The organism is Hansschlegelia plantiphila (assembly GCF_027922265.1).
Classification (GTDB): Bacteria; Pseudomonadota; Alphaproteobacteria; order Rhizobiales; family Methylopilaceae; genus Methylopila; species Methylopila plantiphila.
In genome coordinates this window covers 422435-441945 of sequence record NZ_BSFI01000007.1, presented here as the reverse complement: position 1 = coordinate 441945, position 19511 = coordinate 422435, and the positions used below count along the sequence as shown (strand labels likewise).

The 19511-nt window shown below is 66.7% G+C and carries 21 protein-coding genes, 1 tRNA gene and 1 pseudogene; 12 read left to right on the top strand and 11 right to left on the bottom strand.

What is annotated here, in order from left to right; translation table 11 throughout:
- Positions 1-274: 274 nt before the first annotated feature.
- The 3 genes from PKE75_RS08490 to mctP all read left to right on the top strand — a co-directional run bounded on the left by PKE75_RS08490 (position 275) and on the right by mctP (position 2982).
- Positions 275-1177 (top strand): fumarylacetoacetate hydrolase family protein, encoded by a 903-nt coding sequence (locus tag PKE75_RS08490; protein WP_271168275.1) that lies wholly within the window; start codon positions 275-277, stop codon positions 1175-1177.
- An 82-nt stretch (positions 1178-1259) separates the two neighbouring features.
- On the top strand, positions 1260-1457 hold the full coding sequence (locus PKE75_RS08485) for a DUF3311 domain-containing protein (protein ID WP_271168274.1): 198 nt from the start codon (positions 1260-1262) through the stop codon (positions 1455-1457).
- On the top strand, positions 1447-2982 hold the full coding sequence (gene mctP, locus PKE75_RS08480) for a monocarboxylate uptake permease MctP (RefSeq protein WP_271168273.1): 1536 nt from the start codon (positions 1447-1449) through the stop codon (positions 2980-2982). The genes PKE75_RS08485 and mctP overlap by 11 nt, the downstream gene beginning before the upstream one ends.
- Positions 2983-3029: 47 nt before the next feature.
- Here mctP and PKE75_RS08475 read toward each other — a convergent pair whose 3' ends face one another.
- The 9 genes and pseudogenes from PKE75_RS08475 to PKE75_RS08435 form a co-directional block, all read right to left on the bottom strand.
- Entirely contained in the window at positions 3030-3638 is a 609-nt protein-coding gene (locus tag PKE75_RS08475; RefSeq protein ID WP_271168272.1) for a helix-turn-helix domain-containing protein, read from the bottom strand.
- A 53-nt stretch (positions 3639-3691) separates the two neighbouring features.
- Positions 3692-4531, bottom strand: a complete 840-nt coding sequence (gene thiD / locus PKE75_RS08470) for a bifunctional hydroxymethylpyrimidine kinase/phosphomethylpyrimidine kinase (protein ID WP_271168271.1) — start codon at positions 4529-4531, stop codon at positions 3692-3694.
- A 70-nt stretch (positions 4532-4601) separates the two neighbouring features.
- Positions 4602-5330, bottom strand: coding sequence for a phosphatase PAP2 family protein (locus PKE75_RS08465; RefSeq protein ID WP_271168270.1), 729 nt, complete (start codon positions 5328-5330; stop codon positions 4602-4604).
- A 214-nt stretch (positions 5331-5544) separates the two neighbouring features.
- Positions 5545-5730, bottom strand: a pseudogene (locus tag PKE75_RS08460) (formate dehydrogenase subunit delta); the annotation flags it as partial.
- A gap of 74 nt (positions 5731-5804) precedes the next feature.
- Positions 5805-6656: a formate dehydrogenase accessory sulfurtransferase FdhD gene (gene fdhD, locus PKE75_RS08455; protein ID WP_271168269.1), complete on the bottom strand. Its 852-nt coding sequence runs from the start codon at positions 6654-6656 to the stop codon at positions 5805-5807.
- Positions 6657-6814: 158 nt separating this feature from the next.
- Positions 6815-9655 carry a formate dehydrogenase subunit alpha gene (fdhF, locus tag PKE75_RS08450; protein WP_271168268.1) on the bottom strand — a complete coding sequence of 947 codons (2841 nt, stop codon included), beginning with the start codon at positions 9653-9655 and terminating at the stop codon, positions 6815-6817.
- Positions 9656-9665: 10 nt separating this feature from the next.
- Positions 9666-11228: a formate dehydrogenase beta subunit gene (locus tag PKE75_RS08445; RefSeq protein ID WP_271168267.1), complete on the bottom strand. Its 1563-nt coding sequence runs from the start codon at positions 11226-11228 to the stop codon at positions 9666-9668.
- Entirely contained in the window at positions 11225-11734 is a 510-nt protein-coding gene (locus PKE75_RS08440) for a formate dehydrogenase subunit gamma (RefSeq protein WP_271168266.1), read from the bottom strand. The genes PKE75_RS08445 and PKE75_RS08440 overlap by 4 nt, the downstream gene beginning before the upstream one ends.
- 104 nt (positions 11735-11838) lie before the next feature.
- The gene (locus PKE75_RS08435) at positions 11839-12756 is read right to left on the bottom strand and encodes a LysR family transcriptional regulator (RefSeq protein WP_271168265.1); all 918 of its coding nucleotides are present in this window, start codon (positions 12754-12756) and stop codon (positions 11839-11841) included.
- A gap of 207 nt (positions 12757-12963) precedes the next feature.
- Here PKE75_RS08435 and PKE75_RS08430 point away from each other — a divergent pair, with 207 nt between their 5' ends.
- The 6 genes from PKE75_RS08430 to PKE75_RS08405 all read left to right on the top strand — a co-directional run bounded on the left by PKE75_RS08430 (position 12964) and on the right by PKE75_RS08405 (position 16353).
- Positions 12964-13677 (top strand): glutathione S-transferase N-terminal domain-containing protein, encoded by a 714-nt coding sequence (locus tag PKE75_RS08430; RefSeq protein WP_271168264.1) that lies wholly within the window; start codon positions 12964-12966, stop codon positions 13675-13677.
- Positions 13678-13798: 121 nt separating this feature from the next.
- A complete protein-coding gene (locus PKE75_RS08425) occupies positions 13799-14107 on the top strand; it encodes an ElaB/YgaM/YqjD family protein (RefSeq protein ID WP_271168263.1) in 309 nt (102 codons plus the stop codon).
- A complete protein-coding gene (locus PKE75_RS08420) occupies positions 14107-14565 on the top strand; it encodes a phage holin family protein (protein ID WP_271168262.1) in 459 nt (152 codons plus the stop codon). Before PKE75_RS08425 ends, PKE75_RS08420 begins: the two co-directional genes overlap by 1 nt.
- A 466-nt stretch (positions 14566-15031) precedes the next feature.
- Positions 15032-15298 carry a sel1 repeat family protein gene (locus PKE75_RS08415; RefSeq protein WP_271168261.1) on the top strand — a complete coding sequence of 89 codons (267 nt, stop codon included), beginning with the start codon at positions 15032-15034 and terminating at the stop codon, positions 15296-15298.
- 73 nt (positions 15299-15371) lie between these two features.
- A tRNA-Ser gene (locus PKE75_RS08410) sits at positions 15372-15463 on the top strand.
- A gap of 128 nt (positions 15464-15591) precedes the next feature.
- Complete coding sequence (locus PKE75_RS08405) at positions 15592-16353, top strand: abortive infection family protein (RefSeq protein WP_271168260.1); 762 nt, start codon at positions 15592-15594, stop codon at positions 16351-16353.
- An 18-nt stretch (positions 16354-16371) separates the two neighbouring features.
- Here PKE75_RS08405 and PKE75_RS08400 read toward each other — a convergent pair whose 3' ends face one another.
- A complete protein-coding gene (locus PKE75_RS08400; protein WP_271168259.1) occupies positions 16372-16575 on the bottom strand; it encodes a hypothetical protein in 204 nt (67 codons plus the stop codon).
- Positions 16572-16787 (bottom strand): hypothetical protein, encoded by a 216-nt coding sequence (locus tag PKE75_RS08395; protein WP_271168258.1) that lies wholly within the window; start codon positions 16785-16787, stop codon positions 16572-16574. Before PKE75_RS08395 ends, PKE75_RS08400 begins: the two co-directional genes overlap by 4 nt.
- Before the next feature lie 138 nt (positions 16788-16925).
- On the opposite strand from PKE75_RS08395, the gene PKE75_RS08390 reads away from it, so the two are divergent.
- The 3 genes from PKE75_RS08390 to PKE75_RS08380 are packed head-to-tail and all read left to right on the top strand — an operon-like array spanning position 16926 to position 19509.
- Positions 16926-17945 (top strand): ABC transporter substrate-binding protein, encoded by a 1020-nt coding sequence (locus tag PKE75_RS08390; protein ID WP_271168257.1) that lies wholly within the window; start codon positions 16926-16928, stop codon positions 17943-17945.
- Positions 17942-18727, top strand: a complete 786-nt coding sequence (locus tag PKE75_RS08385) for an ABC transporter permease (protein WP_271168256.1) — start codon at positions 17942-17944, stop codon at positions 18725-18727. Before PKE75_RS08390 ends, PKE75_RS08385 begins: the two co-directional genes overlap by 4 nt.
- Positions 18715-19509, top strand: coding sequence for an ABC transporter ATP-binding protein (locus PKE75_RS08380; RefSeq protein WP_271168255.1), 795 nt, complete (start codon positions 18715-18717; stop codon positions 19507-19509). The genes PKE75_RS08385 and PKE75_RS08380 overlap by 13 nt, the downstream gene beginning before the upstream one ends.
- Positions 19510-19511 lie beyond the last annotated feature (2 nt).

Here is a 19511-nt window from a genome sequence, read left to right as displayed (position 1 = left end):
CGACATTACAACCCCGAAATCGCCGGCCGCGGAAACCGGTCATGCGCGTCGCCGCACCTTTATGCGGCTTCTTGATCAGGGTGTGGGCGCCCGCGCGCCGGAGCAACCGATTCGCAGGTTTTCGCCGCAGTTTCGCCGCAAGCGTGGCGCCCGAGCACCACCTTCCACCGGGCGCTTTCTCCTTTCGTCATCCGGGCCGCTCGCCGCTTGGCGGCGGCGCTCAGCAGGTTAAAAGGAGTCCAACGAGCGCAATAAAAACATACGGGAGACGTCGATGAAGCTGGTGCGTTTCGGGGAGGCGGGCGCGGAGCGGCCGGGGCTGATCGGCGCCGACGGCGCGTTGCGTGACCTGAGCGGCGTCGTACCGGACATTTCGGGCGTTGCGCTGACCTCCGAAGGGCTTGCGCGCATCCGCGCCGTCGACCCGGCGAGCCTGCCCGAAGCTCCGGCGGACGCAAGGCTTGGCCCCTGCGTCGGCCGCGTGGGCAACTTCATCGGCGTCGGCCTGAACTACGCTGACCATGCGGCTGAAACCGGGCTGCGCATCCCGCGCGAACCGATCCTGTTCAACAAGGCGCCGAACTGCATCGTCGGCGCGAACGACGACGTCATGCTGCCGAAGGCCGAGCAGAGAACCGACTGGGAGGTCGAGCTCGCCTTCGTCGTCGGCGACCGCGCCTACAATGTCGAGCCGGAGGACGCGCTGAAGCACATCGCGGGCGTGTGCGTCTGCAATGACGTCTCGGAGCGGCATTTCCAGACCGAGCGCTCCGGCCAGTGGGTCAAGGGCAAGAGCTCGCCGACCTTCGGGCCGCTCGGGCCCTGGCTGGTGACGCTCGACGAGGCGGGCGACCTCGATTCGCTCGACATGTTCCTAGACGTCGACGGCCGTCGGATGCAGACCGGCAACACGTCGACGATGATCTTCAAGGTGCCGTTCCTGCTGAGCTACATCTCGAGCTTCATGGTGCTGGACCCCGGCGACGTCGTAACCACCGGAACGCCCCCAGGCGTCGGCATGGGCAAGACCCCTCCGACCTACCTCAAGGCCGGCGACACGATGCGGCTCGGCATCACCGGCCTCGGCGAGCAGACGCAGAACGTCGTCAATTTCAGCGAGGAGGCGGGCGCCCACCGCGCGCACGCCTACCCCTCGGGCTTCGACATTCCGCGTTGAAGCGACCCGCTCGATCATCTACGCGACCGAGGCGGTCATGCCGCCTGTCACGCGCCAACCAGAAACGAGGGAGTGCCAGATCATGGACCGGCGAAAATCACGAATAGCGCTCTGGCTTCTCGTCATCCCCTATATCGGGCTGCTGTGGGTGCCGTTCTACAACTTCCTCGAGCCGAGGCTGTTCGGCTTTCCGTTCTTCTATTGGTACCAGCTGGCCTTCGTTCCGATCACCGCGCTGATCACATGGATCGCCTACAGGAGCGTGCGCGATGACGCCTGACGCAGCCGCCGCGCCCGCGGTCTGGACGCCGACGCTCAATTACCCGGCGCTCGCCGTCTTCCTGTTCTTCTTCACGCTCGTGACCGTGATGGGCTTCATTGCGGCCCGCTGGCGCAAGCCCGAAACGCTCGCCCATATCGACGAATGGGGCCTTGGCGGCCGCAACTTCGGCACGTGGATCACCTGGTTCCTCGTCGGCGGCGACTTCTACACCGCCTACACCGTCATCGCGGTGCCGGCGCTGGTCTACGCCGTCGGCGCCTACGGTTTCTTCGCCCTGCCCTACACGATCGTCGTCTACCCCTTCGTCTTCCTCGTGATGCCGCTTCTCTGGAAGAAGGCCAAGGAGATGAACTACGTGACGGCGGGCGACATCGTGCACGGCAAGTACGGCTCGCGCCCGCTCGAGCTCGTCGTGGCGATCACCGGCGTGGTCGCGACCATGCCCTACATCGCGCTGCAGCTCATCGGCATGGAGGCGGTGATCAAGGCGCTCGGGCTCTCGGGCATCTCGCTCGGGCCGATCCACAACTTCCCGCTGACCGTCGCCTTCCTGATCCTCGCTTTCTACACCTACTCCTCGGGCCTGCGGGCGCCGGCGCTCATCGCCTTCGTCAAGGACATCATGATCTACATCGTGGTGATCGTGGCCGTGATCGTCGTGCCGATGAAACTCGGCGGCTACGGCGCGGTGTTCGAGAAAGCGGGCGCGGATTTCGCGACCGCCGGCAAGGGCGGCCTCACGCTCGGCGGCAACCAGGTCGTGGCCTACGCGACGCTCGCGCTCGGATCGGCGCTCGCGGCCTTCATGTATCCGCACACGCTGACCGGCATCTTCGCCGCGAACAGCGCCAACACCATCCGCAAGAACGCTGTGCTGCTCCCGGCCTACACCCTGCTGCTCGGCCTCATCGCCATGCTCGGCTACATGGGCCACGCGGCCGGCATCAAGGTCGCCACCAACAACGACATCGTGCCGGCGCTGTTCGACACGCTGTTCTCAGGCTGGTTCGCGGGCTTCGCCTACGCCGCGATCGGCATCGGAGCGCTTGTGCCGGCCGCGGTCATGTCCATCGGCGCCGCGAACCTCTTCACCCGCAACTTCTGGAAGGCCTACGTCAATCCGCAGGTCACGCCCGCGGGGGAGGCGGCGGTCGCCAAGCTCACCTCGCTCGTCGTCAAGGTGGGCGCGTTGCTGGTCATCATCTACCTGCCCACCAAGTTCGCGCTCGACCTCCAGCTTCTGGGCGGAATCTGGATCCTCCAGACGCTGCCGGCGCTGGTTTTCGGGCTCTACACGAACTGGTTCCGCGCGCCGGGTCTGCTCGTCGGCTGGGCGGTCGGCTTCGTCAGCGGGAGCTGGATGGCGTGGGGACCGGACGGCCTCAAGCCGCTGCAGGCGCTGCCCTTCGGCGGCCCGGCGGGCACGACCGTCTATATCGGGCTGATCGCGCTCGCGCTGAACATCGTGGTGGCGGTGGTGGTCAATGTCGCGACGCCGAAGCGCGCCGTGGTTCCTGCCTGACGACCGATCAGGCCTTCTCTCCCGGATGAGCCGGGAGAGAAGGTCTCTCATTCCATCACTGCGGCCTTCATGATGCACACCATGGTCGCGTGCAGCGGGGTCTTGCCGACGGCGCGGATGAGGTGCGGCCGGTCGCAGCGGTAGCGCAGCGTCTCGCCGGCCTTGGCGTGCTCGACGACGCCCGCCACCGTGACCTCTGCTTCGCCGGACAGCACGGAGAGGCATTCGAGGGAGCCGCGCTGGTGGCCTTCGGACTCGAGCGTCCCGCCCGGCTCGGCGGCGACGTCGTACCACTGCAGCCACTCGACGGTCTTGATCCAGCCGATAATCGACAGCCGCATCTTGCCGTCGTCGGAGACGATGTAAGGGGTGTCCCTGCGCGCCAGCTTCTCGACGAAGGGCTCCTCGTCGGCGGAGGCGAGCACCCGCTCGATCGACACGTCGAGCGCCTGGCTGAGGCGCCAGATGGTGGCGAGCGTCGGATTGGTCTCGTTGCGCTCGATCTGGCTGATGATCGACTTCGCGACCCCGGACTGCTCGGCGAGTTCCGACAGCGAGAGATTGTAGGCCTTGCGCAGCCGCTGGACCGTCTTGCCGAGCTGCCCGGAGACGAATGACGCCCCGCTCTCGATCTCGGCCCGTCCACGCCCAGCCATCCGTCCCCGCTCCGTTTGATGCGCCGAACAAACGTCCGGCTTAGCGGACAAACCTATTCGGCGGCGGGTTTGCGCGCAAGCGACGGTTCATCCGACCACCAGCGGACGAAATGGTGCACGGGCCCATGACCCGAGCCGATCCGGAGCTGGTCGGCCCCGTCGAGCGCCTCGCCGAGATAGGCTTTCGCCTCCGTGATCGCACGCTCCAGCGGGCGGCCGAGCGCGAGCCCGGCCGCGATCGCCGAGGACAGCGTGCAGCCCGTGCCGTGAGTGTTCCGCGTCGTCCGCCGCGGGGCGGCGAGCCGGTGCGCCAGGCCGTCGGCGTCGATGAAAACGTCGATGCTCTCCGGCCCCTCGCCGTGCCCGCCTTTGATCAGCACCGCGCGCGCGCCGAGCGCCTGCAGCGCCCTGCCCTGCCCCTCCATCTCCTCCAGGTCGCGGGCCGGAGCCCGGTCGAGCAGCGCCGCGGCTTCCGCGAGGTTCGGCGTCAGCAGCGATCCGCGCGGCACGAGCCGCGTCATCAGCGCCTCGACGGCTGAATCCGAAAGCAGCTTGGCGCCGGAGGTCGAGACCATCACGGGGTCGACCACGATCCATTCGGGACCATGGCGGTCGAGGCCCGCGGCGATGGCCTCGATGGAGGCGGCCTGCGAAACCATGCCGATCTTGACCGCCTTGACGTCGAGATCGGTCATCACGGCGTCGATCTGCGCTGTGATGAACTCGGCCGGCGCGTCGTGGATCGCGGTCACGCCGTGCGTGTTCTGCGCGGTCAGCGCGACGACGACCGAGGCGCCGTAGACGCCGAGCGCCGAGAAGGTCTTGAGGTCCGCCTGGATTCCGGCGCCCCCGGAGGAGTCCGATCCGGCGATGGTGAGCGCGATGGGAGCCATGGACGCGGAATACCCAGCTAAAGCCCGGAGGCCAAGCGGCCTCGTCTGAAAGTTCGGAACGCCCGTTGCGTCAGCCCGAGTTCACCGCGTTGTCGGCGGGCCGCAGCACGCGCGCCACCGTCCAGCAGAGCAGCGCCCAGGCTCCGCCGAGGCTCCAGCCGGCGAGCACGTCGGTCGGATAATGCACGCCGAGATACACCCGGCTGACCCCGATTGCGAGCGTGAGCAACACCGCGACCGAGAAAATCAGAGCCCGGACCCGGAACCGCTTCTCGGTCCGGGCGAGCAGAGCGCCCAGCGTCAGATAGGTGATCGCGGACGTCATCGCGTGGCCGCTTGGAAAGCTCATCGAGCTGACCGGCACGAGATGGTCGACGAGTTCCGGCCGCGGGCGGGCGAAGCTGAACTTCATGGCTCTCGTCAGGATCGCCCCGCCGACCACGGACGCCGTCACCAGCGCGGCGTTCGCGTACCGTGCCGTGACGACCAGATAGGCGACCACCAGCGTCGCGATCATCGTCAGCACGGTCACGCCGCCGAGGCTCGTGATGTCGATCATCGAGCCTTCGAGCCAGGACGGGCCGATCGGCCGCGCGGTGTCGAGCGGGTTCCGGAACGCGAGAAGGATCGCCTCGTCGAACCCGCGGACATCGCCCTCCGCCATCTCCTCGGCGATGCGCAGGAACGCGAAGCCGAGCGCGGAGCAGGCGAGGAACGCGATCAGCGTGCCGAACTCCGGCAGACGCCAGGACGGCGTCCAGCGGGCGACCGAGAAAAGCGGCTTACTGTTCAGCGTCACGATTTCACCCTGCGGCCGCCCTGCCCGGGATGCAGATAGCGCGCGCGAGGCGACAGAGCAGACTGCGTCAGCGTCAGGAGTCGAACTTCGGCTTCGGCGTCACGCCGTGCTTGTCCTTCGACGGGCCCGGATGGTCCTGCGAAGCCTCTCCGGTGCGCGGCTGGTTGGTCGGCACCATCTCGGCCTCGCCCCGCGTCGCGCGCCTGCCTTCATCGGCTTCCTTCAGGATCGTCAAGGCCTCCAGCACCGGCGGCTCGAGACCCGCGCCGCCTTTTGCGAGATGCCGGAAGATCTCGGAGCGCATCCGCGGATCCCAGAAGTGCTGGATGTGGTCGAGGATGCCCGGAACGATCTTCTCCTCCGGCTGGCTATTGAAGAACCAGCCGATCTGGTTCGCCATGTAGATCAGGCGGTCGAGGGTGGTCTTGTGAGGATGACCTTCGTCATGGGCCGCGTCGGCGTGGGAAAGTTCGCTCATGGTGCGGATGCTCCGGCGACAAGCGCTGCTCCGGGAGCGGCGACGATGCGGTGGGGATAGGTGAAGACTTCGAAACCGTCGCCGCGGGCGATGGCCGCCAGCGTGATCCCGGCCTCGTCGGCCATGCGCACTCCAAGCGCCGTCGGCGCAGAGACGGCGACGACCAGCCCTACGCCGATCACGGCGGCCTTCTGGATCATCTCGACGGAGACGCGGCTCGTCAGCACGACGAATCCGGTCGTCGCGTCTTCGCCCGTGCGGGCGAGACAGCCGGCGAGCTTGTCGAGCGCGTTGTGGCGCCCGACGTCCTCGCGCGCCGCGATCAGCCCCTGCCCCGGCCGATAAAAGCCGGCGCCATGGACCGCGCGGGTGGCGAAATTGAGCGACTGCGCGCGTGACAGCGCGTCGAGCGCATCGTGGATATCCTGCGCGGAAAACACCGTCTCGGCCGTCACATGCCGCGCGGCCTTCACAGCCTGCTCGAGGCTGTCGATCCCGCACAGGCCGCAGCCCGTCGGGCCGGCGAGGTTGCGGCGGCGGCTGGTGAGGCTGCGCGCGCGGTCTTTTGCGAGCCACATGCGCGCTTCGAGGCCGACGCCGTCATGATCGACGACCTCGAGGCTCTCGATCTCGTCCAGGCCCGCGACGATGCCCTCGGTCAGACTGAAGCCGACCGCGAAATCCTCGACGTCGGCGGGCGTAGCCATCATCACGGCCTGGGTGCCGCCGTCATAGACCATCGCGATCGCGGTCTCCTCGGGCGTCGCCCGGTCGGAGGTTTCGCGCAATTCCCCGTCGCGCCAGACGGCGCGGGAGATACGGGCGATGGGGGGCGGTAGAGTGCTCATAGCGTCGAGGTAGGGCTCTCAGGGTGAAGATTAAAGCTCGTCGTGGCCCGGCTTGACCGGCCCATCGATGCCGACCCACGCGCTTCACGCCAACGATGGGTCCTCCGGCCAAGCCGGAGGACGACGAGGTTTATTCCCGGCCCCCGAGGACCACCCGCTTACTCCGCGGCTTCCGCCAGGATCCGGCGGCTGGCCTTGGAGTGCTCCTCGTACTCCTCCTGCCAGGCGCTCGGCCCGTTCGAAGGCGCGACCTGCACCGCCGTCACCTTGTATTCCGGGCAGTTGGTCGCCCAGTCCGAGAAGTCGGTGGTGATGACGTTGGCCTGCGTATTCGGATGGTGGAACGTCGTATAGACGACGCCCGGCGCCACGCGGTCGGTGATCAGCGCGCGAAGGCTGGTCTCGCCGGCCCGGCTCCTGAGCATCACCCAGTCGCCGTCGCGAACGCCGCGATCCTCGGCGTCGGCCGGGTGGATCTCCAGCCGGTCCTCTTCATGCCAACGCGAGTTCTCGGTGCGGCGGGTCTGCGCGCCGACATTGTACTGGCTGAGGATGCGGCCGGTGGTCAGCAGCAGCGGGAAACGCGGGCCGACCTTCTCGTCGGTGCCCACATATTCGGTCAACACGAAGTTGCCCTTGCCGCGGACGAACTCGCCGATGTGCATGGTCGGCGTGCCCAGCGGCGCCTCGTCGTTGCACGGCCACTGGATCGAACCGAGCTCCTCGAGCTTGGCGAAAGAGACGCCTGAGAAGCTTGGCGTGGCGCCGGCGATCTCGTCCATGATCTCCGAGGGATGGCTATAGTCCATCTCGTAGCCCATCGCCTTGGCGATCATCAGCGTGATCTCCCAGTCGGCGTAGCCGTTCTTCGGCGCCATCACCTTGCGGATGCGCTGGATGCGGCGCTCGGCGTTGGTGAAGGTGCCGTCCTTCTCGAGGAAGGAGCAGCCCGGCAGGAAGATGTGCGCGTAGTTCGCGGTCTCGTTCAGGAACAGGTCCTGCACGACGACGCATTCCATCGCCTTGAGGCCGCCGATGACGTGCTTGGCGTCGGGGTCGGACTGCGCGATGTCCTCGCCCTGGACGTAGAGGCCGAGGAAGGTGCCGTCGACCGCGGCGTCCAGCATGTTCGGGATGCGCAGGCCCGGCTCCGGGTCGAGCGGCACGCCCCACAGCTTCTCGAACAGCTCGCGCGTGTCGTCCTGGCTGACGTGGCGATAGCCGGGATATTCGTGCGGGAACGAACCCATGTCGCACGAGCCCTGCACGTTGTTCTGCCCGCGCAGCGGGTTCACGCCGACGCCCTCACGGCCGATATTGCCGGTCGCCATCGCGAGGTTCGCGATCGCCATGACGGTGGTCGAGCCCTGGCTGTGCTCGGTGACGCCGAGGCCGTAATAGATCGCCGCGTTGCCGCCGGTGGCGTAGAGCCGGGCGGCGTCGCGCACGAGGTTCGCCGGCACGCCGGTGACGAGCTCGGTCGCCTCCGGAGAATGCCGCTCCTCGGCGACGAAGGCGGCCCAGTCGTTGAACGTGTCGAGGTCCGCGCGCTCGCGGACGAAGTCGTGGTCGACCAGATCCTCGGTGACGATGACGTGGGCGAGCGCTGTCACCAGCGCGACGTTGGTGCCCGGCTTCAGCGGCAGGTGATGGTCCGCGCGGATGTGCGGGCTTTTCACGAGGTCGATGCGGCGCGGGTCGACGACGATCAGTCGGGCACCGTCGCGCAGGCGCTTCTTCATCCGGCTGCCGAACACGGGATGGCCGTCGGTCGGGTTGGCGCCGATGACGAGGATCACGTCGGAGAATTCGACGCTGTCGAAGTCCTGCGTGCCGGCGGAGGTGCCGAAGGTCGTCTTCAGGCCGTAGCCGGTCGGCGAGTGGCAGACCCGAGCGCAGGTGTCGACGTTGTTGTTGCCGAAGCCCGCCCGCACCAGCTTCTGGACGAGGTAGGTCTCCTCGTTGGTGCAGCGCGACGAGGTGATGCCGCCGATCGACGACCGCCCGTGCTTGGCCTGGATGCGCTTGAACTCGGACGCGGTGTATTCGATCGCCTCCTCCCAGCTGACTTCACGCCAGGGATCGGTGATCTGCGCGCGGATCATCGGCTTGAGGATGCGGTCCCTGTGCTGGGCGTAGCCGTAGGCGAAGCGGCCCTTCACGCAGGAATGGCCGTGATTCGCCTTGCCGTCCTTGTAGGGGACCATGCGGACGAGCTCGTCGCCGCGCATCTCGGCCTTGAAGGTGCAGCCGACGCCGCAATAGGCGCAGGTCGTGACCTTGGAATGCTCGGGCGTGCCGATCTCGATGACGGACTTCTCCATCAGCGTCGCCGTCGGGCAGGCCTGCACGCAGGCGCCGCAGGAGACGCATTCGGAGGTGATGAAGGCCTCGTCCATGCCCGGCGAGACCCGGCTCTCGAAGCCGCGGCCGGAGATCGTCAGCGCGAAGGTGCCCTGCACCTCCTCGCAGGCCCGGACGCAGCGCGAGCAGACGATGCACTTCGACGGGTCGTAGGTGAAGTACGGGTTCGACTCGTCCTTCTTGGAGACGATGTGGTTGTTGCCCTCGTAGCCGTAGCGGACCTCGCGGAGGCCCACGACGCCGGCCTGCTCCTGCAGCTCGCAGTCGCCGTTCGCCGAGCAGGTCAGGCAGTCGAGCGGGTGATCGGAGATGTAGAGCTCCATCACGCCCTTGCGGAGCTGCTTCAGCCGCGGCGTCTGGGTCTTGACCACGATGCCGTCCTGGACGGGCGTGGTGCAGGACGCCGGGGTGCCGTTGCGGCCCTCGATCTCGATCAGGCACAGCCGGCAGGAGCCGTAGGCCTCGACCGAGTCGGTCGCGCAGAGCTTCGGGATCGCGTTGCCGGCGTCCATCGCCGCCCGCATGATCGAGGTGCCCTCGGGGACGGTGATCTTCTCTCCGTCGATGGTCAGCGTGACCATCTTCTCCGATTTGGAGACCGGGGTGCCGTAGTCGATCTCATGGATGAGGGACATTGGTTCCTCCTCACTCCGCTGCCACGGACAGGGGCGAGCCCCTTCCGAAGTCTTCGGGGAAATGGGTGAGCGCGCTCATGACGGGATAAGGCGTGAAGCCCCCGAGCGCGCACAGCGAACCGAGCTTCATGGTGTTGCAGAGGTCTTCCACGATCGCGAGATTTCGTTCGCGATCGACGCCGGCGATGACCTTGTCGAGAGTTTCAACGCCGCGGGTCGAGCCGATGCGGCAGGGCGTGCACTTGCCGCAGCTTTCGACCGCGCAGAACTCCATGGCGAACCGGGCCATGTGAGCCATGTTGACGTCTTCGTCGAAGATGACGACGCCGCCATGCCCGATCAACGCGTCGAGCTTGGCGAAGGACTCGTAGTCGAACGGCGTGTCGAACTGGTGGCGGGGAAGGTAGGCCCCGAGCGGACCGCCGACCTGCACGGCGCGAACCGGCTTGCCGGTGAACGTTCCGCCTGCGACGTCGTCCACAAGCTCGCCGAGCGTGACGCCGAAGGCGATCTCGTACAGTCCGCCATGCTTCACGTTGCCCGCGAGCTGGATCGGCATGGTGCCGCGGGACCGGCCGAAGCCGACGTCGGCGTAGGCCTTCGCGCCTTCGGCCAGGATGAACGGCACGGAGCCGAGCGAGATCACGTTGTTGATCACGGTGGGCTTGCCGAACAGGCCCTTGTGCGCCGGCAGCGGCGGCTTGGCGCGGACCAGGCCGCGGCGGCCCTCGAGGCTCTCGAGCAGCGAGGTCTCCTCGCCGCATACATAGGCGCCCGCGCCCTGGCGGATCTCCATGTCGAAGTCGTAGTCGGAGCCCGCGACGCGGCTGCCGAGATATCCGCCCCTGCGCGCCGCGACGATCGCCTTGTTCATGGCGGCGATCGCGTGCGGATATTCGGAGCGGCAGTAGACGTAGCCCTTGGTCGCGCCGACCGCGAGCCCCGCGATCGTCATGCCCTCGATGAGCTGGAAGGGGTCGCCCTCCATGAGCATGCGATCCGCGAAGGTGCCGCTGTCGCCCTCGTCCGCGTTGCAGACGATGTATTTCTGGCCCGGAGGACAGGCGGCGACCGTCCGCCACTTGATGCCGGTCGGGAAGCCGGCGCCGCCGCGGCCGCGCAGTCCGGAATTGAACACCTCTTCGACCGTGGCCGGCGCGCCGAGCTCGATCGCGCGCTCGAGGCCCTTGTAGCCGCCATAGGCGCGGTAGTCGTCGAGCGACACGGGGTCTGTCAGACCGACCCGCTTGAAGGTGAAGCGCTCCTGCTTGGCGAAGAACGGGATTTTCTCGACGTCGCCGAGGCTGAGCGCGTCGCCCTTGCCCTCGAGAAGGCCGTCGTCGATCAGCGTCTCGACGTCCCGGGCCTTGACCGGTCCGTAACCGACGCGACGGCCGAAGGGAGTGACGACCTCGACCAGCGGCTCGAGCCAGAACATGCCGCGCGACCCATTGCGCACGATCTCGACGTCCAGTCCGCGGCGCGCGAACGCGTCGGCGAAGGCCCGAGCGACCCTGTCCGCGCCGAGCGCGACCGCGCCCGCGTCGCCGGGAACGTAGATACGCGCGGTCACTGGCGCACCTCGGCGGCGATCTCTTCGATCGCATCGTCGTCGAGCCGGCCGATCAGGCGTCCGTCGACCATCGCGGACGGAGAGCAAGCGCACAGCCCGAGGCAGTAGATCGGCTCCAGCGTCACCTGGCCGTCGGGGCGGGTCTCGCCGAAGCCAACGTTGAGCGCCTTCGCGACCTTGGCGGAGGTCTCGTTCGCGCCGGCGGCCTGGCAGGCCTCGGCGACGCACACCTTCACGACGTGCTTGCCCGCGGGCTCATGCCGGAAGTCGTGATAAAACGTGACGGTGCCGTGCACCTCGGCGCGCGAGAGGTTCAGCGCCTCCGCGATCATCGGCACTGCGTCCTGAGGGACGTAGCCGAACGCCTCCTGCATCGCGTGCAGGATCGGCAGCGCCGGCCCCTCCAGCGCAATATGATCCGCTATGATCTCCGAGCCACGCGCAGGCGTCCAGGTTTCGAACCGTCCGCGCGCTGAGCCCAATGCGGCAAGTTGGCCGATAGCCATGGGGCTGCGCATCCTCCACTCTATATTTTTTCTTATCCCAGACTGTGGGTCTTCCTTACTCCATTATCAATGCCAGTTTCCCGTCACGTCATAGGAAAGTCCTATCACGCGACCTCGATGGCGCGCCTCGCGGGGTCCAGACGCGCCGCGAGCGCTTTCGCCTCGGCGACCAGCACCTTCGTGGCCGGCGTCATGGGCTCACGGTGCGGCACCACCAGACCCACCGTGTGCACCACTTCCGGATCGACGATCGGAATGGAGCGGATGTTGTCGGGCAGCCCCATCGTCTCGCCGAACGTCTGAGGCATGATGCTGGCCCAGGCCCCGGTCCGCACGTGGGCGAACAGCACCACGGTGGAGTCCGACTCCAGCGTCGGCGCGGGGGCGACGCCGGCCTCCCGCAGCAATCCTTCGACGATCCGGCGGTTCTGCATGTCGGGCGTGAGCAGGCAGAGCGGCACGCGGCCGACGTCCCGCCAGGTCACGGTCTCACGATCGCCGAGGGCCGAGTCCGCGGCCGTCAGGAGGCGATAGCCCTCGCGCCAGATCGGCACCGCGGAGACCCGACCGATCGGCTCGTTGTCGAGATAGGTGACGCCGGCGTCGATCTCGAGATTGTCGAGCGCGGTCCCGATCTCGAGCGACGTCCGGCTCAGGATCGTGAAGCGGACGTCCGGATGATGGGCGCGGTAAGGCGTCGTGAGCTGCGCCACCATCGGCAGCGCCGTCGGGATCGCGGCGATCCGGAGGTGCCCGACGACGCCGCGCTTCAGCGCGTCGATGTCCTGCCGCATCGCGCGGGCGTCCCCGACGATACGCCGCGCCCATTCCAGCGTCCGTTCGCCCTCCGGCGTGAAGCCGTGGAACCGGGATCCGCGTTCGACGAGGCGCACCCCGAGCACATCCTCGAGCTGCTTGACGCCGGCCGACAGGGTCGGCTGAGTGACTCCGCACGCTTCCGCCGCGCGTCCGAAGTGGCGCTCCTGAGCGAGCGCCAGCAGAAAATCGAGTTTATCCAGCATGTCCGGTCCAGAGCGAGGAGCGTCCATCGGCGCTCTCGATCGAACCATAGCGGGAGGCGCGTCATGACGCATCCCCGGCGGAGGACGCGCCGCGCTGACGTAACGCAGAGTCTTGGCGCTTGCCGATGGCGCTGCGCCGTCTAGCTTTCCAGCGATGCGGACCTCGATTTCGTCCGCCGCGATCACTTCAGACGCAGGAGGCCATCGATGGCCGAAGCCACGACCCCGCCGATCGAACTCCATTACTGGCCGACGCCAAACGGCTGGAAGATCGCCATCATGCTGGAGGAATGCGGCCTGCCCTATCAGGTCCGCCCCGTGAACATCGGCAAGGGCGAGCAGTTCGAGCCGTCGTTCCTCAAGATCTCTCCCAACAACAAGATGCCGGCGATCGTCGATCCCGACGGTCCCGGCGGCCAGCCGATATCGGTCTTCGAGTCCGGCGCGATCCTGCAATATCTCGGCCGCAAGACCGGCAGGTTCTATCCCTCGGAGGAACGCGCGCGCGTCGAGGTCGAGGAGTGGCTGTTCTGGCAGATGGGCGGCTTCGGGCCGATGCTCGGCCAGGTCCATCACTTCCGGAACTATGCGCCGGAGAAGATCCCCTACGCCATCGACCGCTATGTGAACGAGGCGCACCGGCTCTACGGGGTGCTCGATACGCGGCTCAAGGGGCGCGAGTTCATCTGCGGCGACTATTCGATCGCCGACATGGCCGTGATCGGCTGGGCGAAGCTATGGGACAAGCAGGGACAGGACATCGCCGAATTCCCCGACGTCGCGCGCTGGCTCGAGACGATGCTGGCGCGGCCGGCGGTAGCCCGGGGGCTGGCGATCAAGGTCGACGCTCCGACGCTCGACCTCGCCAACGACAAGGACGCCCAGAAGATGCTGTTCGGCCAGCGCGCCCGCACCGCCTGAGCCGAAGACTCCGGAACATCCGGCCCGCAGATGCGTTCGCTTGTACGGCGGTTTATGACGACGCCTCTTGCGGAGCGGTCTGGCTCAGCGTCCCCTTGGAATTTCATCAGGAGAATAGATCATGTCCGACACCCTCCCCGGCGGATCAGACACGTCGGCGCTCAACGCCGACATCGCTGCGCTGAAGGACGACGTCTCGCGGCTGACCGACACGATCTCCACCCTGCTCGCCGACGGCGCCGCGACGGCGCGTAGCGCGGCCCGCGAGGGCGTCGACAAGGCCGCCGCCGTGGCCGGCGACGCGAAGGACAGGGCCGTGGCCGCCGCCGACGATCTGAGCGCCACGATCGAACAGAACCCGCTCACCTCCGTCCTGATCGCGCTCGGCGTCGGCTACGTCGTCGGCGCGCTCGGCCGGAGCCGGCGCTGATGTGGCGCCTGCTGCTGCAGGCGGGATTCGGAATAGCCACACTGGACGTCGGGCGTCGCATCGCCCGGCTTAAGCGCACCGCCGTCTATCTCTCGCTCGCAGGGGTTGTCGGGCTTCTCGGTCTCGGCGCGCTGGTCGCGGCCGCCGCGATCGCGGTCGAACCCTGGCTCGGTCCGGCGGGAGCGGCCGCGGCGGTCGGAGGCTTCCTTGTCTTGGTGGCGGCGCTTGTCGCCTTCATCGGGACGAGAGAGCCCCGGATCGTGAAGCCCACGCGGACGCCGATTGTCGAGCGGGTGCGGGCGGAAGTCGGCGCGGCGGGCGCCGCGATCACCAGCGCGCGCGCTGCCCGGATCGCCGATCCGGCCCAGCCCCGCCCGCCGGGCGCGCGGCGCAAGCGCGCGCTCAACATGGTGCTGATCGCGACCCTCGCGGGCGTGATCCTCGGCCGGCGCCTCTAAGCCGACGCCAGCGTCGCCGTGGCTTGCGTCACGGCGGCCTTCGGTCGATTCGCTTTCCCTAACCGCGCGACGCAGCGGGTCCGCGCTTTCCGCGCGCCTGCCTGGCCCTGCTCCGCGACCCACGACGACCGTTCGTCGGAAGCTGGAGCGCAGCGCCGCATTCGTCACTTTCGGGATCGCGCCGATTGCGCCGCTCGATCGGCGGCGATGGTTGACCGGAGGTGAACCCGGTCACACCCCGCACGCGCGCGCTCATCAGGACGATTTCAAGATCGCCTTGAGACGGCACGGTAAATCGGAGGCTAATTTTACGATCTGTTTTCATCTCATTTATCGCGTATTCATGTAAAGTTTTAATCGCATGGTAGAGAGCCGCTCCGATACTCCGAACTACAGAGACGGACTTCAGATGTCCGCCCAGGATGAGAACGGCCTCTGACAGGTCGTTCGACAGGGGATCAGGCAGATGGCTCGCTTCGACATGTCCTTTATCGAGCACGGCGCGCTTGGCGCGGTTCGCTCGGGCTCGGTTTTTCTCCAGCTCGGCCTCAGCCACGCGATCGGACGCTCGACGCCGATCGACCGGGTCGCGGCCCACAAATGGTTCAATCTCGCGGCGCGGGCCGGCGTCGCCGACGCCGCCCGGCTGCGCCGGGAGCTGGCGCTGGAGATGACGGCCCATGAGGTCGCCGAGGCCCAGCGCGCGGCGCGCGAGTGGATTTCGGCGAACTGAACGCCACGAGGGCGACGAACGCCGCCTGCGGGCGTTGACCGCCCAGACGCCCCCGTGTACCCCTGCGCCGCGTGGAGACGTGGCCGAGAGGCTGAAGGCACTCGTTTGCTAAATGAGCAGGCCTGGAAACGGGCCTCGAGGGTTCGAATCCCTCCGTCTCCGCCACCCGTTTTTCTTCAATAATTTGAGCTACTTAGCGCGGGATTAGTATCACAACTGCTACATTGAAACGGATATAAAAACAGGCGGGCTGGCGTGGTGGCAACTCCGGGACGCGCACCGTGGGTAGCCAAATGACCGACATCCCAGACTCGATCATCGAACAGGTCACGATGATGGAGGGCATCCTCACCGCTTCGGCGACGGGCGGCTCACCTGACAACCACGTTTACGAGCACCTTCGCCGCGAATTTATGGCCGATCCGGTTATCCGGGACTTGCTGCCGAAGTTCGTGCGCACCTACCGCAACCTCGATGCCTTTTGGCCCTTCATCAAGCATGAGGCCGGAAGCTATGCAGAGCGCCGGCAGATCATAAGCGCGGCTTTCACACCTCTCGTGGATCACTTGGAAGGGCGAAATTCCGCGCCCGGCGATCAAGTTGCCTCCGATGCTCTTGAAACGTTCGACGCGGACGGCGTTCATGCAATCTGGGTGAAAGCTATCGCTCGCCGAAATAGCGATCCTGAAGGCGCGATAACGGTTGCGCGGACGCTTCTTGAGACAGTGACAAAGCGCATCCTCGACGAAACGGGCGCGACGTATTCCGACAAGGACGATCTTCCGAAGCTCTACGCCGGCGCCGCGAAGGTGCTGAACCTAGCGCCGAACCAACACACCGAAGAGCCGATCAAAGCGATCCTCGGCGGAGCCATGAACCTCGTGAACGGGATCGGGACATTGCGAAACCGCCTGTCCGACTCGCACGGGCGCGGCGGCAAGCTGCCCGTGAAGCCATCGCCGCCCCATGCCAGCCTCGCGGTCAACACGGCCGGTTCGATCGCGACCTTCCTTGTGGAAACCTATCAGGCGCAGAAGGCCGACGCCCACCGTTGAGACGGGCGTCCAGGTGTTTCAGTCCATCAGATCGTCGCCTGCCCGCCGCACGTAGCCTTTAAGCTCTTCAACGTCGCCACGAAGCGCCGCAAACATCGGATGCTGAAGCGCTCCGGTTGCTCGGCTAAGGTCAATCTGCCCGGCCTTGTAAGCGTCGAGCACCTTGCCGATGAAGGTCTCCACCGCCGCGCAGTCGGCGGTCGTTATTTCGATCTTGCTCATGCCGCCTCGTCTTCTTCGCTGCTGTCATTCGCTGGCGTGTCCACATAGCCGCGTCGAAGCTCGATCTTTCCATCTCTAGTATCATCTTCAATGACCGGAAGAGCCATCCTGAATGGGTAGATGCCGAACTCGGCGAGCACGATCTTGGTCGCGCAACGCTCGACTATGCCGGTCTTCATATCCGGCTCGAGGACGCGGCCGGCGTCGGCCATACTTCGTGTTTTGCGATGGATCGATCAGCCATCGCGACTGTTATGCGGTGCAGCATCGGCGCACCTAAAGGCTCGAGAGAGACGTCAGCCGGCGCTTCTCGACGGTCTTTCAAACCACTTCCGCGGGACACCAGCATCATGACAGCCTCACGACCTGCGCTGCGCACGAAGGCCCTGTTCGCCGGGGTCGCCGGCCTGGGCCTGGCTCTTGCTGGTATGATCGCGCCGGCGCCCGCCCTGGCGGCGCTGGTCAAGGTGAAGGCGGGCCACCTCGTCGCCATCGACATGGCGCCGCTGTTCGTAGCCAAGGAGAGCGGCTGCTTCGAGAAGGAAGGCTTGGACGTCGAGACGGTGTTCTTCGCCAACCCCGGCGACAACAATGCCGCGCTCGCGGGCGGCGCCATCGATTTCAGCACCAACCCGTTCACGCTGCCATTCTTCGCCGCCAACAGCGGCGTGCCGATCCGCGTGGTCGCGGCCGCCGGCGGTTGGGGCGTGATCGAGGTGATCGCTCAGAAGGCCTCGGGCCTGAAGACGCTCGACGACGTCAAGGCGCACATCGCGGCGGGCAAGCCGAAGCTCAAGATCGCGACGCTGCAGGGCGACACGCTGGAGCTGATCCTGACGCGCGCCTTCGCAAAGGCCGGCATCGACCCGGCGGCGACCGAGTTCGTCTACTTCAACGACCTGCTCGCGATGGTCGAGGCGTTCCGCGCGGGGCAGGTCGACATCCTGAGCCACATCAAGCCCTACACCACCGAAATGGTCGCCGATAAGGGCGCCGTCGTGCTGACGACCGACGCCCAGACCTGGACCACGTACTCCCCCAACACGGTGGTGAGCGTGCTGGACAAGACGCTGGCGGAACGGCCGGAGGTCGTGAGGGGCTATCTCAGCGGCCTGATCTGTGGCGCCAAGATCATCAACGAGACGCCGGAGAAGGCCGTCGACCTGCTGACCAAAGGCACGTATTTCCGCGTCAAGCCGGCCGTGCTTCTGCAGGCCTTCAAATCGGCGCCGGCGCCGGTCTCCTTCATTCCCGACGTGGACTCAATCCAGAGCGTCGTGACCGACCTGACCAAGCTCGGCTATGTCAAAGGCGCGACCAAGGCCTCTGACATCTTCCGTCTCGACATGATCACGTCCCTGCAAAAATGACCCGCGCCGCCTCCCTGGCTCCGGCGATCTTCGGCGCGGGCACGCTCGCGCTGCTGCTGGGGCTATGGGAGTATCTCGGGTCCGGAGGAGGCGTGGCTTTGACCTCGGTGCTGCCGCCGCCGAGCCGCTTCATCTCCTCCGTAGCCGAGAGCGGGTTCCGCATCGGCCTCGGTTCGCAGGCGGCGCCGCTCGCGCAGAGCATCGCATCCACCTTCTTCCGGGTGTTCGCCGGCATGGGGATCGCTTTCGTCGCGGCGATCGTCACGGGGGCCCTGCTCAGCCTATCGAAGGTCGCCACATGGTGCCTGACGCCGCTGCTCTACGTGCTTGCGCCGATCGCGCCGATCGCCTGGATTCCGACCGCGATCGTTGTGTTCGGCATCTCCAACGTCACCGCGGTGTTCATCGTCTTCATGGGTGTCTACTTCATCCTGACAATCGCGACGCTCGCAGAAATCCGCCGACTGCCGGAGGAGTTCACAACCATCGCCGGAAATCTCGGCGCGGGTCCGGTGGATCGCTGGTTCCGGGTGGTGCTCCCCGCCATCCTTCCCGGCGTGTTCACGCTGCTGCGCACCAACTTCATCGCGGCCTGGATGGCGGTGCTGGTCGCGGAGATGGTCGGGCTGCGCGACGGCCTCGGCGCCATCATCATGATGGGTCGGAACCTGTTCAACAATGAGCTCATCATGTTCGGCATGGCGATCATCGGCGTGTCGGGCTTCATCGTGGACCGCCTGCTCGCCATGATCGCCACCCGAGTGCTGTGGTGGCGGATCTGATCATGTTGGCTCCGCCGCCGCTCCAGGATCCCGCGTTTAAGGTCGATCGCCTCACCGTGACGTTTCCAGGCGCGGACGCTGGGGCGCGGTCGCCGATCATGGACTTTTCGCTGGAGATAGCCCGCGGCGAGATCACCTGCCTGCTGGGCCCCTCCGGCTGCGGCAAGACGACTCTGCTCAGGGCGCTCGGAGGCTTCGCCCGCGCCGAGAACACCGGCGGCGTGCTGTTCCAGGGCCAGTGGCTTAGGGCGCCGACATCCGACATCGTCATGATCTTCCAGGAGAACAACCTTTATCCCTGGCTGACCGTCCGCCGGAACGTCGCCTTCGGGCTGCCCTACTGCGAGGGGACGCGCGAGGAGAAGCGCGGGCGGGTCGAGGCGATGCTCCGCCATGTCGGCCTGGAGGCCGCGGCGGACCAGTATCCCCGCGAGCTCTCGGGCGGCATGCGCCAGCGGACCGCGATCGCCCGCGCGCTCATGGTCGATCCCAAGGTGCTGCTGCTGGACGAACCTTTCAGCGCGCTCGACGTGGCGCTGCGGCGGAGGATGCAGGAGCTGATGCGCGCGATCTGGGCGAGCACGCGCACGACCTTCGTCATGGTCACCCACAATGTCGAGGAGGCGATCATGGTCGGCCACCGCGTCATCGTGCTGGGCGGCCGCCCGATGAGCGTTCTGCTGGACGAACGCACCGACGCGATTCCGAAGGATCGCTATGCGCCCGAGACGCTGGCGCTGCAGCGGCGGATCGAAGACCTTATCGAATCGCGAAGAGTTTGATC